This is a genomic window from Dermabacter sp. HMSC06F07 (assembly GCF_001807345.1).
Lineage (GTDB): Bacteria > Actinomycetota > Actinomycetes > Actinomycetales > Dermabacteraceae > Dermabacter > Dermabacter hominis.
Genome location: NZ_KV788588.1, coordinates 343,764 through 358,005 on the forward strand (window position 1 = coordinate 343,764; position 14,242 = coordinate 358,005).

Annotated in this window: 15 protein-coding genes and 1 tRNA gene; 3 read left to right on the forward strand and 13 right to left on the reverse strand. The window is 61.9% G+C overall.

Annotated elements, in window-relative coordinates:
* Window positions 1–40 precede the first annotated feature (40 nt).
* Both HMPREF3157_RS08640 and HMPREF3157_RS10825 read right to left on the reverse strand, forming a co-directional pair.
* Window positions 41–637 (reverse strand): cation diffusion facilitator family transporter, encoded by a 597-nt coding sequence (locus tag HMPREF3157_RS08640; protein WP_246816563.1) that lies wholly within the window; start codon window positions 635–637, stop codon window positions 41–43.
* The gene (locus tag HMPREF3157_RS10825; protein ID WP_070436112.1) at window positions 634–1,065 is read right to left on the reverse strand and encodes a pyrimidine dimer DNA glycosylase/endonuclease V; all 432 of its coding nucleotides are present in this window, start codon (window positions 1,063–1,065) and stop codon (window positions 634–636) included. The genes HMPREF3157_RS08640 and HMPREF3157_RS10825 overlap by 4 nt, the downstream gene beginning before the upstream one ends.
* 152 nt (window positions 1,066–1,217) lie before the next feature.
* On the opposite strand from HMPREF3157_RS10825, the gene HMPREF3157_RS08650 reads away from it, so the two are divergent.
* The 3 genes from HMPREF3157_RS08650 to pepT are packed head-to-tail and all read left to right on the forward strand — an operon-like array spanning window position 1,218 to window position 3,840.
* Complete coding sequence (locus tag HMPREF3157_RS08650; protein WP_070436113.1) at window positions 1,218–1,898, forward strand: hypothetical protein; 681 nt, start codon at window positions 1,218–1,220, stop codon at window positions 1,896–1,898.
* A 35-nt stretch (window positions 1,899–1,933) separates the two neighbouring features.
* Window positions 1,934–2,560 (forward strand): hypothetical protein, encoded by a 627-nt coding sequence (locus HMPREF3157_RS08655; RefSeq protein WP_141740665.1) that lies wholly within the window; start codon window positions 1,934–1,936, stop codon window positions 2,558–2,560.
* A gap of 26 nt (window positions 2,561–2,586) precedes the next feature.
* Entirely contained in the window at window positions 2,587–3,840 is a 1,254-nt protein-coding gene (gene pepT, locus HMPREF3157_RS08660) for a peptidase T (protein ID WP_070436115.1), read from the forward strand.
* 79 nt (window positions 3,841–3,919) lie between these two features.
* On the opposite strand, the gene HMPREF3157_RS08665 is transcribed toward pepT, so the two are convergent.
* From HMPREF3157_RS08665 to nadD, 11 genes are all read right to left on the reverse strand, one after another.
* Window positions 3,920–6,574, reverse strand: coding sequence for an esterase-like activity of phytase family protein (locus HMPREF3157_RS08665; RefSeq protein ID WP_070436116.1), 2,655 nt, complete (start codon window positions 6,572–6,574; stop codon window positions 3,920–3,922).
* A gap of 193 nt (window positions 6,575–6,767) precedes the next feature.
* The gene (locus HMPREF3157_RS08670) at window positions 6,768–8,795 is read right to left on the reverse strand and encodes a S9 family peptidase (RefSeq protein WP_070436117.1); all 2,028 of its coding nucleotides are present in this window, start codon (window positions 8,793–8,795) and stop codon (window positions 6,768–6,770) included.
* A gap of 138 nt (window positions 8,796–8,933) precedes the next feature.
* On the reverse strand, window positions 8,934–9,548 hold the full coding sequence (locus tag HMPREF3157_RS10940; protein WP_371440688.1) for a S8 family serine peptidase: 615 nt from the start codon (window positions 9,546–9,548) through the stop codon (window positions 8,934–8,936).
* 158 nt (window positions 9,549–9,706) lie between these two features.
* Window positions 9,707–9,958 (reverse strand): hypothetical protein, encoded by a 252-nt coding sequence (locus HMPREF3157_RS08680; RefSeq protein ID WP_141740666.1) that lies wholly within the window; start codon window positions 9,956–9,958, stop codon window positions 9,707–9,709.
* Between the two features lie 66 nt (window positions 9,959–10,024).
* On the reverse strand, window positions 10,025–10,810 hold the full coding sequence (locus tag HMPREF3157_RS08685; RefSeq protein WP_070436120.1) for a hypothetical protein: 786 nt from the start codon (window positions 10,808–10,810) through the stop codon (window positions 10,025–10,027).
* A 365-nt stretch (window positions 10,811–11,175) separates the two neighbouring features.
* Window positions 11,176–11,451 (reverse strand): hypothetical protein, encoded by a 276-nt coding sequence (locus tag HMPREF3157_RS08690; RefSeq protein WP_210386285.1) that lies wholly within the window; start codon window positions 11,449–11,451, stop codon window positions 11,176–11,178.
* Window positions 11,452–11,473: 22 nt separating this feature from the next.
* Window positions 11,474–11,546 (reverse strand) — tRNA-Ala (locus HMPREF3157_RS08695).
* A gap of 45 nt (window positions 11,547–11,591) precedes the next feature.
* On the reverse strand, window positions 11,592–12,233 hold the full coding sequence (locus tag HMPREF3157_RS08700) for a histidine phosphatase family protein (protein ID WP_070436121.1): 642 nt from the start codon (window positions 12,231–12,233) through the stop codon (window positions 11,592–11,594).
* Entirely contained in the window at window positions 12,233–12,622 is a 390-nt protein-coding gene (gene rsfS, locus HMPREF3157_RS08705) for a ribosome silencing factor (RefSeq protein ID WP_061211780.1), read from the reverse strand. Before rsfS ends, HMPREF3157_RS08700 begins: the two co-directional genes overlap by 1 nt.
* Window positions 12,619–13,647 (reverse strand): hypothetical protein, encoded by a 1,029-nt coding sequence (locus HMPREF3157_RS08710; RefSeq protein ID WP_070436122.1) that lies wholly within the window; start codon window positions 13,645–13,647, stop codon window positions 12,619–12,621. The genes rsfS and HMPREF3157_RS08710 overlap by 4 nt, the downstream gene beginning before the upstream one ends.
* Window positions 13,634–14,242, reverse strand: coding sequence for a nicotinate-nucleotide adenylyltransferase (gene nadD, locus HMPREF3157_RS08715; protein WP_074296568.1), 609 nt, complete (start codon window positions 14,240–14,242; stop codon window positions 13,634–13,636). The genes HMPREF3157_RS08710 and nadD overlap by 14 nt, the downstream gene beginning before the upstream one ends.

Genomic DNA, 14,242 nt, shown 5'->3' on the forward strand with positions numbered 1-14,242 from the left:
CAAGGGTCCGATCAATCATTCCGTGACGCCAACGAGCGCCCTAAGCCTCCAGCTCCGGCTCCTCCGCTCGGGCCTGCTCGAACACCTCTTTTGCCGCACCGAGATTGACGAGCCCAATGACGATGCCCACGGCGACGTCGGGGAGAACCGAAGGCCACACGAGGGTGAGAACGCCTGCCGCAATGATGAGGACGTTCGCGAGCACATCGTTGCGGGCGGCGAGCCATGCGCCGCGCACGAGCGCGTTGTGACCCGCGCGCAGGCGCACGAGGAGCACGGCACAGCAAGCGTTAATCACGAGCGCTGCAAGGGCTGTTCCGGAAAGCGCAAACGGTTCCGGCGGCAGTCCCGTGAGGAGCTTGTGAATCGCCATCGCGAACGCAGCGCCCGCCGGAATAAGGATGAGTCCTGCGAGCGCGTAGGAGGCTTTCCGTCTGCTCTCCAGCGGCCATGCGAGGGCGAGGAGAACGAGGGAGTTGATGAGGAAATCCTCGAGAAAGTCTGCCGCATCGGCAAGCAGAGAGGCGGAGCCGATCGTGAAGGCGAGTATCGCCTCGCCGAGGCAGCCGGCAAGGTTCAGGATTGCGACGATGAGTATTATTCGACGCGCACGAGCGTCAAGCTCCGGTGTATTCACGGCCTCTCCCACGATTCAAGGTGTCCTTCCCTCACGCGAAAAAGGGGATGGGGCTCAAGCACAGCCCCCTCGGGCGGGACCCCTTGCCAGCCTGGTTCGCGTTCTCGCACCTTCCTTCGTAAGTGTTCGGCTTCAAACGTTAGCTGCCCGGTAGTAACCGACAGAGAGCCGTCGAGTTGCCCGGGCGCGTGAATTTTCGAATGATCAAACGAGTATCCACGGGAATCTGCCTCACGTGCGATCCCTAAAAGGAATGCCCCGATGCTCCCTTGGGGATCGGCGCTCTCTCGAAAACGTTCGAGTTGGGGATGCTTCGTGTACCCCTTAGTGAGGCCCGCGAGCACCTTTTGCGCCAAGAGTGCCTCACGCCAGCAGGCGACGAGTGCCATCCGATCAAGGTAGGCGGGATGCAAAGACCACAGCCGCAAGTGACACCCCCTTTCGTGGCGAAGAGAAATGCAAGCCTCTAGCTATTCGAACCGTGCTGTGGCCTAATAACCAGTTACCCGGGTAGTCTGTGACGTAACCGACGTTTTCCGGCTTCGTTCAAGCGGCGCCACGCGGGTTGAAAGGGAAGGCGATGTCAACACAGCAACCACCCCAGCAAACGCAGGGCTACCCGCAACCGCCACTTGGGCCCGAAAAGTCGTCGGGAAGGCGAGCAGTCGTCATCTGGTCGTGTATCGCGGCAGCGGCCCTCTTCCTCATTCTTGCGGTGGTGGCAGTCGTTGCATTTCTATTGTGGAACGGCTCGAAAGAAGAGCCTCCAGCTGCACCCACGACGACTCAAACGTCGCCGTCACCGGCACCCTCTGACCCCACCTCCGAGGGCCCCACTTCCCCGCCCGACGAAACTGAATCGCCGACGCCTGTCGCACCACCAACGACCAACACGCCCTCCGCACCGACCCCGAAGTCTGCTGAAGAGGCGAAGGCGGCACTGCACTCGGCACTGCCGGAGAAGATCGAAAACTGGGTCCTCAAGGATGTTGGTGGGGACAAGATCTATAAGGACGGGGATCGTCGGATCAGCTTCTTGGTGGTCAGCCTTTCCGAGGATCCATCGAACCCCTCGCAGGGCCGTGAGGGTGAACAGGTGTTTGAGCGCGGCAGCTGCGGCCTAAATGCCCACAACCCCGAGGCGATCACCTGCCTTATTTTTCCGCGCGCAACGGGAAACACCGCGTATTACATGACGTCGAAGTACTCCGATATGGAGGAAATGGTTCGCGTTTCGAAAGCTGTGATCGAGGGCAAGTAGCCCCACGAAGCGCGCGTAAAGATAAGGGGGAAACCATGGCTGGCCCGCACAACCTGCAGAATCGGACACGATCGCCGCTGGCGATTACTTTTGCGGCCTGCGGCTGCCTCATCGCCGCAGGTGTAACAGGGATCATGGTCGCGGTCGCCGCGATCATCATCGGTATGCCCAAAGCCGCAAACCCGCCGGCACCAACGTCTAGTACGTCGACGTCATCGTTTAGCCCGTCGGCGTCGGCCGATGAAACCTCACACCCACCTGCCTCCCCAACGCCTGGCGTCCCTCAGCCGACGCAGGGCCGTCCGTCAACGAACACGGGAGATAACACCGACGACACCATAAACGCCCGCCTTCCCGACACCGTCGGTGAGTGGGATCTCGCCCACATCGGCACAAGGCCCATCTACGCGCGAGGCGAAAACACCATTTCGATCCTCCTCACCGACATCGCCGACGGCAAAGCCACTGCGGAAAATCCCTCGTGGGGAATCGAAGGTGAGAAGATTTTCGACCGCGGTGTGTGCGCGCCGCATCCCGATGGCCGCGGAGGCTTCATGTGTTGGGTATGGCCCAAGGACCTCCCCGACACCGTGTTTTCAGTGCAGTCTCGCGAGGCGTCGATGGAGGAAATCATTAAGGTCGCGGAGGCCGTCCGAGGCTGACCCCGACTCGTACGAAAGAACCGGCGATGACAGCAAAGTCAATCCAAGATGCCCTCGCCGAGCGTTTCCTGCGGTACTCGGCGATTTCGAGCCAGTCCGATGCCTCTTCGACAGCCGTTCCCACAAGTGAGGGGCAGTGGGAGCTTGCGCGTTTGCTCGAGAGCGAACTCGAGGAGGCAGGGGCCGAGGCGATTCACCTCAGCGACACATGTGTGCTCACCGCGAAGGTTCCCTCGAACCTTCCCGGTGATGCCGCGGCCCCCGCGATTGGTTTTTGCACCCACCTCGACACGGTCGATGTGAATCTTTCCCCTGAGGTAAAAGCCCGCGTGATCGAGTACGACGGCGGGGACGTGTGCCTCAATGAGGCAAACGACGTCTGGATGCGCGAGAGTGAGCACCCCGAGATCGCCCGTTACAAGGGAGAAAAAATCCTCGTGACGGACGGTACGAGCGTTCTCGGCGCGGACGATAAGGCGGGGGTCACGTCAGTCATGGAGGCAGCGGTGCGTCTGCTGCAGGATCCGACGGTCCCTCACGGCGACGTGTACCTGAGCTTCGTGCCGGACGAGGAGATTGGCTTGCGGGGCGTGCGGACGATGGACCTCGCGCGCTTCCCAGTCGAGTACGCGTTCACGCTCGATTCGTGCGAGCTTGGGGAGGTTGTGGAGTCGACCTTCAACGCGGCGAGCGTAAGAATCGACATCGTTGGTGTTTCCGCTCACCCCATGAACTCGAAGGGGAACATGGTCAACCCCATTTTGATCGCGCACGACATCATTGCGCAGTTCGATCGGCGGGAGACCCCGGAGTGCACGGAGGGCCGCGAGTCCTACATTTGGGTGAACGCGATTGAGGGGAATCAGACCACGGCGCACATCGGTATCGCTGTGCGGGACCACGACCGTGCGGGCTACGAAGAAAAGAAGCAGCGTATCCGCGATATTGCGGCGCGCGTGGCGCAAGCGCATCCTCGCGCGAAGGTCACCGTCGACATTGAGGACGTGTACGGAAACATCGAGGATGCGAAAACAGAAGAGAACGCGGTCGCAACCGACAATATTGTGAAGGCATTGGCACAGCTCGGCATTGAGCCGATCCACCTGTCGATGCGCGGCGGCACGGACGGTTCGTGGCTTTCGCGTCAGGGAATATTCACACCGAACTTCTTTACGGGCGCGCATAATTTCCACTCGGTGTTCGAGTTTTTGCCGCTTAACGCCTTTGAGAAGAGTTTCGAGATGGTCAATACGCTCATTCGACAGGCGGCGCAGCAGTAACGCCCGCGTTCTGAGCCGTGAAAGGGCCGGCGGCCTCCCCGGGGAGATCGCCGGCCCTCGTGTTCGCGGGAAAGACCGCTTAGCGCTTGCGTACGGAGCGAGCGACGAGCGTTCCGCCAACGCCGAGCAGCACGAGAGCTCCGAGCGCGGTCACGAGGTAGGCGCTGCCTTCAACGCCTGTACGCGGAAGCGGCACGTGGCTCTTCTTCTTTCCTTGACTTGTCAGGCGAGTGGGTTCATCAGCCTTCGCCGGTGTCTTCGCTGGCGCTTCGACCGAGTTCGACGGCCCATCGGCAGGCGCGGGGGCAGGCTTCTCAGGTGCTTCACCCGCGCCCTCATCCTCACCTGTTTCGTCATCGGCGGGATCGGCAGGGCGGTCTTCCGACGGCTGCGTGCCTTCATCGGAGGCGACATCGAAGGCGTCACCGACCTTGCCGAGGCGGAGGAAGAGCGTCTCGCCAGTTGCGTCATCGAGGCCGTCGTTATCGGTGACGGCGTACATCGAGCCGTCCTTTGCGACGGTGAAGCCTTCGAGCTTTTCCTGGGTCCAGCCGTTGGTTGCACGCAGCTTCGGCAGAACATCGAGGACCTTGCCCTTATCGAGCGCGATCGGCACGCCGTTCGCGGCTGCGACTTCGTCTTCGCTGGGAAGCGATACCTGAACGAGCTGCTTCACCTCGGCGTCGGGGCCGTTGAGCTTATCGCGTTCGATGAGCACGAGTGTGTCGCCGACGATGGTGAGCTCAGAAAGGCCCATCCAGTCGCCCTTCGTGTCGGTCGCGGCGAGCTCGACCGTGTACCAGTTCCATGCTTTGGTCGTGGTGTTGTAGCGACCGATGCGTGCGACGTTTCCCTCCTGGGCCTCGAGAGGCTTCGCACTCGCGTCTTTCCACAGCGGACGTTGGATCGCGACGAAGACCTCTTCTTCGCCCTTCTCGTTGATGCGTGCGTCGATGCCTTCGAGCCCCCACTTGCCAATGTGCGCGGAAACGTCCTCGGGAAGTGCGATTTCTTCCTGGATGTTGAGGTCGGCATCGGTGCGCACGAGGCGGTTCTCAGCACCGCTCTTGCCTTCGGACGCGAGCCAAAAGCCGCCGTCGTCGCGCGGGCTGAGTCCCTCGATGTCGAGGCCTTCGGCAACTGCGCCATCGCGCTTGACGGCGCGCCGCTCGGTGATGAGAGCAGGTTCTTTCGAGGCATCGATCGTGTAGACGTAGGCGACATCAAGTGCCGCGTCGGACGCTGCGTAAAGCGTGGAGGCGTCGGACTTGCTCGCGGCAAGGGAACCGAGCGCCGTCCACGGAACCGCGTGGCCGTCTTCGGATTTCGCAGAGACAATGCTCGGCTGAGCGGTTTCGGGGGCATCGGCACCGAGCTTGTACAGGTTCACGGCGCTGCGCACGCGAGCGGAAGCGTCGTCGGTTTCGCTCGAGACGGCGAGAAGATTGCGGCCGGGGATCGGCAGAATTCCTTCGGGGCCGTTCGTTGTGAACAGCAACTGCTCGAAGGTGGGTGCGGCCGGGTTCTCCACGTTGTAGACGGCAACGAAGTTGGAACGCTCGGAAGCAACGAAGGCGTAGCGCACGCCTTCGATTTCAGCCACGGCGAGCCCTTCAATTTCGGGCCCCTTTTTGCCGGCGCGGTTTTCGTTGTGCAGACCGTACTTGTTTGCGATTTCCTCGATCGAATTGCCGGCATCCCACACGACGGTGCCCTTGGTGTCGAAGACGGTCCAGCCTCGCGAGCCGCCCTTCCAGTCGCCTTCGTTCGCGGTGGCAACGTGCTCGTCATCGATCCACGCAATGGCGTCGGGCTCGCGTGGAATGTCGCGGAGCTGCCCGGTCGGCTGGATATCGCCGTCCTTCTTCGTGTCGATGCCGTCGAGGTTCACCGTGCCGGCGGTGAACACGCTCGTGATCTCGTTCGTGTTGAGATCGATAATCGCGACGCCGTTGTTTTCCTGGAGCGTGACGGCGAGCTCGTTCTTCGAGTTGATCGACACGTACTCGGGCTCGAGGTCCTCGGGCGTGTTGAGGCCGGCCTTCTTCACGATGTCGAGAACCTCACCGTTGCTGTCTGTGAAGCGCACAGGGACGGTCGTCCAGGTCGAGGGGTCGCCATCAAGCTTGAGTGTTTGCACGAAACCGGTGGGCATTTGCGGCAAACCGCCCTCGACGTCCTTGCGTTCTTCATCGCGCTGGTTCTCGATCGCAATTGCGGCAATCGAGCCATCCTTGTTGATAGCGATCGAGTCGGGCTGGCCTTCGAGGTCGATCGAGGCGACCTTTTCTCGCGTGCTGACCTTGAGTACGTCGACGCGTCCCTTCGGCTGCGTGAAGTTCCCTCCCGTCTCGTCGATCACCACGAGCACGTATTCCCTGGCGACAGCAACCGAGGTCGGCTGGTCGTCGGCGTGGCCGAGTTCGGCCAGGGATACGCTGCCGGCTCCCTTGGGGTTATGGGGGTCGCTGATGTCGAGGAAACCGATGCGCTTGCCCGCCGCATCGGTGTAGATGAGGGTGTTGCCGTCTTCACTCACGGTCGAAATTTCGGCGACGGTTTCATCCGCGGCATCAACCCCCTCGGGGGCATTCATATACACCGGGTAAGTCGCGGTGCGTGCGAAGGGGCTTTCGACGTTCTCGTCACCCTCGGCGAGAGCGGGGATAGCAAGGCCGAGGCCGAGCGAGCACACGAGGGCACTTGCCGCGAAGATTGAGGAGGTACGCTTCACGTCTTTGACTTTCTAAGAGATGCGGGATCGTTCACGCGCGCCGGGGAAAATTTCACGCACCCCCATCTTTGTCCCGTCCGGTAAACGCACGGTTACGCAGCGGCGAGTGTTGGTTGAATCGCTCCGCTTGCAGCAGGAAAAACGCGGCCCGACGGCACCCTAGGAACCGTCGAGCCGCGCAGCGGGTCTCGCTCTAACCGAGCAGGTCTGGGTAGTCGGTCTCTACCCCTTTGACGTGGCGGTCCACGAACGCGAGGACAGTCGAGTACCACGTGAATGCATTGTTCGGCGTCAGCACCCAGTGGTTCTCATTCGGGAAGTAGAGGAACCTGTGAGGGTTCTCCTCCGGGCTCTTGCCCGAGGCCTCAAGCAGCTCGTACCAGAGACGCAGACCCTCTCCGATCGGAACACGGTAATCCTTATCGCCGTGGATCACGAGCATGGGCGCGACAATCTCCCCCACTGAATCAGCGGGGTTGTAATCGGCCACATGAGCATCATCGAGGTGGGCTCCCCAGTGCTGGCCAGCGTCGGTCGTGTGGCGGAACTGGTCGATGTTCCACAGGGACGCATGCGTGACGATGCAGTCGAAGAAGTCTCCCGTATGGCCCGCCACCCAATTCGCCATGTAGCCGCCGTAGGATCCGCCAAGCGCAGCCTTCTTCGTCTCATCGATTTCGGGGCGTTCAAGCGCGGCTTTGGTGGCTCGCATGATGTCGTCGAACGGGCTCCCACCAAGCTGATCCCAACCGCGGTCGATCATCTGCTGGCCGTACCCGGTTGAGATGGCGGGATCGGGAAGAAGCACTGCGTAGCCACGGGCGACGGCCGTCCACGGGTTCCAGCGCCAACTCCAGCTGTTCCACGAGCCGAAGGGGCCACCGTGAATCCACAAAAGAAGCGGCGCAGGGTTTGTTTCACTCGCGTTTTTCGGCACGCACAGCCACGAGCGCACGCTCGTGCCGTCTTCTGCCTCGATGCTGAACTCGGTGAGGTCGCCCGGAACCGCCGGGGCCTCAAGCGCAGCATCGATGCGGCTCACCTCGCGTGTGTCGGGATCGAGCCGCACGGGAAGCGGAGGCTGATCGATTGCATCTTGAAGGGCGACGAGGCTCCCGTCGCGCTCGGCGAGCGCGACGGCGTCGTAGTGGAAATTTCCCTCGGTGAGAAGCTCAACCGTTCCCTTATCGACATCGAGACGGAAGATTCCGCCGCGACCCTCATGGTCGGCCGTAAAGTAGATGCTCTTGCCGCAAGGCGTGATCGCGACGCAGCCAATCCAGTCGGAGAAATTCGTCGCCGTAGCTGTGCGCTCGCCGGTTTCAAGGTTGTAGATCGAATACTCGAGCTTCAGCGGCACCGTTCGGCTCACGGCCTGCTCACGGGCGAGGAGGAGGTAATCCCCCGCGGGGCTCACCGCTTCGAGCATGTGATGGGCGCCGTCTTCTTCGGCAAGTGTCGTGACGGATCCCGACTCAACGTCGATCTTCACCACGGTACTGAAAGAGTTGATCCCGCGCACCGTGCGATTCAGCGTCGCGTAAATGAAGCGACCGTCGGAACTAATCTGGGCACCCGAGACCCGTTCATGAGGGGCAAAGTGGGTGAGCTGGCGAAGCTCGAGCTCGGCGTCGCCGTCCTCGGTATCGAGCGGCTCGGCAACGAAGATCTGGCTCACGGTAGGGCCAAGGTCGTGATCCCATGCCCGCACGGGATAGCCGGTGTGGAGGATGCCCGTAAACTTCTTGTCTTCGCGCTCTTTCGCGATGCGAGCGTCGTCTTCGGCGTCCTTCGCGTGAGGATGCACCCCGCTCACGAGCGCGATGCGACCGCTTTCGCGCGCAACGCTAAGACCACCAAAGCCCGAGTGCCGCTTCGCGACGACGCGGGCCTCTCCCCCGCCGCTCGGAAGAAGAAAGAGGCGCTGTTCGCTGTCGTCATCGCCCGTGTCGCGCTTTGCCGTGAAGAGAATGTCGCCCTCATTGGTGATGCCCGCGAGGGCCTCCCCTTCGAGGCCGCGCGTGAGACGGCGTGGCTTTCGGGTGTCACCTCCGCCGCACGGAAGCTCCCACAGAGCACTCACGTACGCGTTTTTCTTCTGATTGAGTTCGGTGCGTACCGCAATGAGGCGGTCCCCTGCGGGAGAAAGCGCCAGGCCCGAAAAGCGCGGCTCGGCAACGAACTGTTTCAGGTCATGAAAAATTGATGCTGTCTCAGTCATGGAGCAAGCCTAGCGAGGAAAGCGCACAATGTGCTGCGCGTCTCACCTAGAGGAAGTCGGCCCGTCCAACGGAAAACCCCAGGCGCCTGGACCGGCAACCTGGGGTTTTTACGTCGAAATGGACCTAGCGGCGGGCGCCTACGCTACTGCCGGGGCCCTGAAAGCTGTGCCCCGGCAGGTTCGCGCCGGACACGTGTGGCCCGCGCGAAGATGAACGGTTTCGAACTCTGACGTGGAACCATCCGGCCGCAGCAAGTCACGTTGTCGGCATGCCAGCGCGTCGACTGATGCGGACCACAGTGTTGGCTCGCCCGGCTCGTCGGGATCGATACTCAGTGTCAAACAGAAGGTGCGACGCCGATCTGGTCGAGCCACCTCCGGATGCGACACCGCTTCGACAGTCGCCCTTCCGTAGTCGAGCGGATCGATCCGCTGCTCGCCTGGTCCCGGCTGCATCCGTACTAACTCCAGCCGGTGGCGAAGCGCAACGTGAGCCCGTCCTGTGAGGAGCGGTTCGATATTCCCGAACAACGCGAGACTGGCCATCAAGGTGCCGTGCCCATGTGGGTGAACGTCGGCTCCTGGTCCGCCGAAGATCGAGTGACGGTCGCTGGGCGCCAAGGACCCTTCAAGGAGAGTGCGGGCACGAAGCACTCCCGTGTCCAGATGGCACACGGCTGGCGCATCTGCCGAAGCATGGGTGACGCGTTGGACGAGGTCCTCAACATACTCGGTCTGTTCGCCTGCGCCCATGTCTTCCACTGTGTCGATGAATTGGGGATGTCGGATCTCGGTCAGAGGCACTGAGGTGAACGGGAGGATCTGCAGCTGGACCCATGAAGCTTCAACCCAGACGACAAGGCGGTCTCCAAAACGGAATTCGCTGCGACCAGCCTGGAGCTGGTGGGCAGTTACGAAGCGCTCCCAGTCGGCGAGGCGCGCGCTACTTCCATGAAGCCATAGTTCCCACCAATACCTTCCAGACTTGGGGGGTGTATCTTCGAAGTCCAGAGGTCATCAAGAACTGCCTCGCGAATACGCGAGATTTTCGCGACGAGGTCCTCGTTCTTCGGCCGCCCCTTCTTGGTGTTCTTCTCATCGTTAAGGTAGTCCTCGAAGATCTCGACGCCCACGTTGCCGCCCTCGAACAAGCCGCGATCCAAGCCAACTCCAAAACCTGGTTCCTCGCCGGACAACATGCCAAAGCCTTCACCGCAGCGGCCCTACCCCTATGCCACCAAGTCTGACCCATCTGATTGCGACGACAGCCGGATAGCTCCAGTTGGCTGCTGCGAACGGGCGAGTTCTTGCGCGAACCGTCGCTTGGTATCTGAGTACGCATCAGACTCTGTTGTGAAGAGCCAGGATGCGGCGCCTATGACTGGCCCGATGACGATGAACGCCAAGGCGAAACCCGTCATGATCACGACTGCGCCTGCGCTCGCCACCATGTGAGCGAATCTGGCTCCTGCCGCATCGAGAAGGCTGTGCATCTGGAGTCTGCGGGCAGCAACATAGGCCAGCCCTAGAAGCAAAGCGGCCACGACGGCAACAATCACAGCAACATACGCTTGTGAACGCACCCACTCAGCCACCCACGCTATGGACGCGAATTGAGCAGCAAACATGAGGAACACCCATGTCGTGACGGCTGCGCGCGAGCCCATGAGACCTCGGGCCTGAAGATCAATAGGCCAGTCGTCACGTTTGGCGTTGAAGAATGGTTTGATCAGCATCGTCAGGACTGCCAATGCTGAGAGGAACGCGAGGGTGCGGCTTGCGTCAACATTCGGCTCGGCAAGTAAGGGTGGGAGACCGGACTCGAACCATCCTCCGACGCCCGAAGCTCCAATGGCGTTCATAGCGGCTGCGAGAACGTCACTGGGACGTTGCTCACGAACGTGCGCGGAAATTGTCAGCACTCCAGCGAAGCATCCGAGGAGTTGGTAGATCAGATCACTGTTGGTCTTCCAGTCCTTAATGAGCCTGGGCAGAGCCTTGACGGTCTCGATCACGTCTTCTCCTCTCTGCGCTGTCCTCAGTCTGACGGCCACCACTGACGTATTCCGCGTGCAGCTTAGCGCACCCCCTCGTAGACAATCCGCTTATGCGAAGAGAGAACTTTTGGGATGGCGACGGTTGTTGATCCGGTTGCTGATGCTGCTGGGGCCCATGAGGGGGTGCCGGGTTGACGCACGCGACTCACACGTTTGAGGATCCGGCTGACACGTACCGGGTGTTGGGTGAAGTGTCGGATTCAGTACGGCTGTTGCGACAGGTCCGGAACCAGCTGTCTCGTGCTCATGCTGATCGCCGATCGACCGCGTTCACCGACGACCGCGTGCCGGCGGAGGCAGTGGCGTTGGCCACGGCTGATGAGTTACATCACGCCGCCGACGGGCCTGATAAGGCCGGGGACCGGGCGATGCGCGCGCACGAAGCGTCGGGCAAGATAGCCGAACTCTACAACCAGTGCGAACCAACCGAACGACGCATCCTCAACCGCGTCGTGATCACTCACATCACCATCGACGACGATGAGAACGCCACCTACACACCCGACAAGACCACCGCCAGCACCCTCGCCCACACCAACATCAACGCCCCGGCGCACCTCACCGCCGAAACAAAACTGCCCCGCCATCAGGCGGGGCAAGTTTCGATTTTCTCATCTTACGTGGAGCTAACGGGATTCGAACCCGTGACCTTCTGCATGCCATGCAGACGCGCTACCAACTGCGCCATAGCCCCAAATTTTTTGGGCGTCGCCGTAGCGACTCCAGCAATATTACACGCTCATTGGGCGGCAGCGAAATCCGGCGGGAGGTTCAGTGATGTGAGCCTCACCCACCCAGCGCCCTCGCGCGATCGCCTGACCTCCACAACAGCGCGGTGGCAGTTGCCCATACTCGCAAGGCCATAAAAATCGCCTAGACCCGCGCCAATCATCGCGGACAGGCCAAGAGAAATCGCAGCGCCGTGCGCAACTACGACGACGGTGCCGGTCTCGTGTCGATCACTGAATTCGCGACAGGCGGCATCGAACCGGCGCGCGACATCCGCCCTGTGCTCGACTCGAGCTTTCTCGAGCCCGCTCGAGACACCGGCGCGCCACAGCGCAAACTCGAGAGGCCACCCCTTTTCGATCTCCTCGCGGGTCAGCCCCTCCCAGTCGCCAAAACCGCGTTCGCGCAGGCGAGCGTCGGATGAAACCTCTAACCCGTGAGACGCCGCGATTGACTCCGCCGTCGCCATCGCACGCCCAAGCGGTGAGGAGTACACGGCCGTGATGCTCTTATCCCTCGCAAGGGACTCTCCCACCGCACGCGCTTGAGCGAGGCCCGCCTCGTTGAGGGGGATATCGGAGGCACCTTGAATGCGGCCGGCATAGTTGTAGTCAGTTTGCCCGTGACGAACGAGGATGAGGCGAGAAGCCATTACTTCTCCTGCGCCTCCGCATCGGGACCGAGGTCAAGATCCAAGTCGATCGCCGGGGCATCACGCCACAGGCGTTCAAGGGCGTAAAACGCGCGGTCCTCCGCGTGCTGGACGTGCACGACGATGTCGGTAAAGTCGAGAAGGATCCAGCGAGCATCCTTCTCGCCCTCGCGCCGCTTCGGCTTGTAGCCCGCTTTGAACATTTCCTCTTCCACGCCATTGACGATCGCGTTCACCTGGCGTTCCGAGTCACCCGAGCACACGACGAACACGTCGGTGATGACGAGCTGCTCAGACACGTCGAGTGCGATCACGTTGCCCGCAAGCTTGTCGGCCGCGGCCTGCCCGGCGATGCGGGCCATGTCAATGGATTCCTGAGTTGCGGTCACGAAGCGAGTCCTCCGGAAAGGTCATAGGGAACGGTCTCGGGAATGGGGGCGATTGCTTTCGCGATGCCGGGGCCAATCACGCCCGTCATGAGAAGCACAACGAGGGTAATCGCGATCGCTGCGACGAGCAACCACGTGATCCACATGCCGATTCCACCGGAGGTGCGACTCGGCTTGTCGAGCACCGTCCCGTCGAAGCGGGCCGCGGGCTTGGGCTCAGGTGCCTGATCGGCGGGAAGGTCACCAACCTCGAGCCACTCGGAGGCGTCGGAGAGCGGTGTCCCGTCGCTCGTCTCGTATACGAGGGCGGGTTCAGTTTCAGGATCGGCAGGCTTGGGTGCGAGAGCCTCGGAAGCGCTCGGCACCGACGTTTCAGGATCGGCGGGTACGGAGGTCCAGGCCGACGCCTGCCGAGCCTCGGCTGGTTCTTGCGCCGTGGGTTCGAGGACGGGTTCTGCGGGTGCGGTCTCGGCGCATTCGGCCCCGTCGATGGCGTCGCTCGCGTCGGGAGTGTCCGCACCCTCGGCGTCGTCGAGCTCTTGAGGATCGAAAATCGCGGTCTCGTACGCGTCAGTCGCGGGTTCGTCAGGGGTTACGGCTTCTCGGCCGAAGCGGGCACCGGGCCATGAACCCTTCTTCGTTCCGACGCTAGCCGCGGGAAGATCGTCACTCAGGGGGCCCGGGGTAGCTACCGAAACCTCCTGAGGCGCGGCCTGCTCCGTAGCCTTGTCATCTTCGGTCTCCACGGCCGCGACTGGCTCGGAGGGTACGTGCGCTTCAGCCTTGGCCTCAACCGCGGGCTCCACGGGGACGTCGGCGCGGCGCTTTGCGCGCTTGCCGGTGTAGTGCTTCAGCTCGGGAAGCTGATCGTCTGCGACCGGAGGGATCACCGCCGTGCGGCGCGCATAAAGCGTGAGATCGCCCGTCACGCCGCGAGTTGCCGACGTGTTGTTCTCGTCTCCGCTCACTGCACGAGCGCGGCGCCCGTGCCGACGACCGGAAAGCTGCGTCTCAGTTCCCGTCATGCTCACTTCCTAGATAGAGCTTGTATTTGTTGATGTATTGCACGACGCCGTCGGGGACGAGGTACCACACCGGTACCCCCCGCTTGACGCGTGTGCGGCAGTCAGTTGACGAAATCGCCATCGCGGGAACCTCGATGAGAGTCACCCCGCTTGGCGGGAGGCCATCGGTGTTGATGTCGTGGCCGGGGCGCGTGACCCCCACGAAGTGCGCGAGGTCAAAAATCTCGCTGTAATCCTTCCACGTAAGGATGTTCGTGAGGGCGTCCGCTCCCGTAATGAAGAACAGGTCATCGTGTGGCAATTGCGCGCGAAGGTCACGAAGCGTATCGATCGTGTAGGTCTGCCCCGGTCGATCGATATCGACGCGCGAAACCGTAAAGCGCGGGTTCGCAGCCGTTGCCACGACCGTCATGAGGTAACGGTGTTCGGGGTCGGAAATCTCCTTATCCGACTTCTGCCACGGGCGCCCAGTGGGGACGAAGATCACCTGGTCAAGGCCGAAAACCGACTGGACTTCGCTCGCGGCAACGAGGTGGCCGTGATGGATCGGATCAAAAGTCCCACCCATCACGCCAATCCGGCGCTTTGCGCTCAT

Coding starts and splice junctions, on each gene's coding strand:
- HMPREF3157_RS08650 (WP_070436113.1), top strand. CDS start 1,218: ATGTCAACACAGCAACCACCCCAGCAAACGCAGGGCTACCCGCAACCG.
- HMPREF3157_RS08655 (WP_141740665.1), top strand. CDS start 1,934: ATGGCTGGCCCGCACAACCTGCAGAATCGGACACGATCGCCGCTGGCG.
- pepT (WP_070436115.1), top strand. CDS start 2,587: ATGACAGCAAAGTCAATCCAAGATGCCCTCGCCGAGCGTTTCCTGCGG.
- HMPREF3157_RS08670 (WP_070436117.1), bottom strand. CDS start 8,795: ATGACTGAGACAGCATCAATTTTTCATGACCTGAAACAGTTCGTTGCC.
- HMPREF3157_RS10940 (WP_371440688.1), bottom strand. CDS start 9,548: ATGGGCGCAGGCGAACAGACCGAGTATGTTGAGGACCTCGTCCAACGC.
- HMPREF3157_RS08700 (WP_070436121.1), bottom strand. CDS start 12,233: ATGGCTTCTCGCCTCATCCTCGTTCGTCACGGGCAAACTGACTACAAC.
- HMPREF3157_RS08710 (WP_070436122.1), bottom strand. CDS start 13,647: ATGACGGGAACTGAGACGCAGCTTTCCGGTCGTCGGCACGGGCGCCGC.
- nadD (WP_074296568.1), bottom strand. CDS start 14,242: ATGAGCGCAAAGCGCCGGATTGGCGTGATGGGTGGGACTTTTGATCCG.